This is a genomic window from Vibrio sp. 1457 (genome assembly GCF_033340195.1).
Lineage (GTDB): Bacteria > Pseudomonadota > Gammaproteobacteria > Enterobacterales > Vibrionaceae > Vibrio > Vibrio alginolyticus.
This window is the reverse complement of the sequence record NZ_JAWOWA010000143.1, coordinates 1-1055: the sequence shown is the minus strand read 5'-3', so window position 1 is coordinate 1055 and position 1055 is coordinate 1. Positions and strand designations below refer to the sequence as shown.

At 50.7% G+C, this 1055-nt stretch carries 2 protein-coding genes; both read left to right on the top strand.

What is annotated here, in order from left to right; translation table 11 throughout:
- The first annotated feature begins 67 nt into the window (after positions 1-67).
- On the top strand, positions 68-448 hold the full coding sequence (locus R7Z41_RS24380) for a YbgS-like family protein (RefSeq protein WP_000784351.1): 381 nt from the start codon (positions 68-70) through the stop codon (positions 446-448).
- Positions 449-561: 113 nt separating this feature from the next.
- The coding region (locus R7Z41_RS24375; protein ID WP_318141689.1) for a cation diffusion facilitator family transporter at positions 562-1055 on the top strand (494 nt) is incomplete at its 3' end.

Genomic DNA, 1055 nt, shown 5'->3' with positions numbered 1-1055 from the left:
TATATTCACCTGCAAATGCACTGTTGGAAGAGGTTATCCGACATAACGACCATAACAGGAGCATCCTATGAAAATGACAAAACTGGCCACATTATTTCTGACTGCCACTCTAAGCCTTGCCAGCGGTGCCGCACTGGCTGCCGATAGCGGAGCGCAAACTAATAACGGCCAGGCAAACGCCGCAGCTGATGCGGGCCAGGTAGCCCCTGACGCCCGTGAAAATGTCGCGCCAAATAACGTCGACAATAACGGGGTAAATACCGGTTCTGGCGGCACAATGCTGCATTCGGATGGTTCTTCAATGAACAATGACGGAATGACCAAAGATGAAGAGCACAAGAACACCATGTGCAAAGATGGTCGCTGTCCGGATATCAATAAAAAGGTACAAACCGGTGATGGCATCAATAATGATGTCGATACCAAAACCGACGGTACCACGCAGTAACCCTGCAAAATAGCCAATAATGGGAGAGCGGAGTCTCTCCCTTTTAATTTTTCACTTCTAACCGCAGTATGATGTCATAAAGTTAAGTGAGAATAATTAAGGGATGACTCGTCATGGCGCACTCACACTCACACACGTCCTCACACCTGCCAGAAGATAATAATGCTCGTCGCTTGTTGTATGCTTTCGGCGTGACTGCCGGGTTTATGCTGGTAGAAGTCGTTGGTGGTTTTCTTTCTGGTTCTCTGGCATTGCTGGCCGATGCGGGTCATATGTTGACCGATACTGCCGCCCTGCTTTTCGCCCTACTCGCCGTGCAATTTTCACGTCGTCCTCCCACCATTCGCCACACTTTCGGTTGGCTAAGACTGACCACGCTCGCGGCGTTTGTGAATGCCATAGCCCTCGTGGTAATTACCATTTTGATTGTCTGGGAGGCGATAGAACGCTTCCGCACGCCGCGTCCGGTCGAGGGCGGCATGATGATGGCAATTGCCGTGGCTGGGTTGCTGGCAAATATACTTTCTTTCTGGTTACTTCATCACGGCAGCGAAGAGAAAAACCTCAACGTACGAGCAGCGGCACTGCATGTGCTCGGGGACCTGCT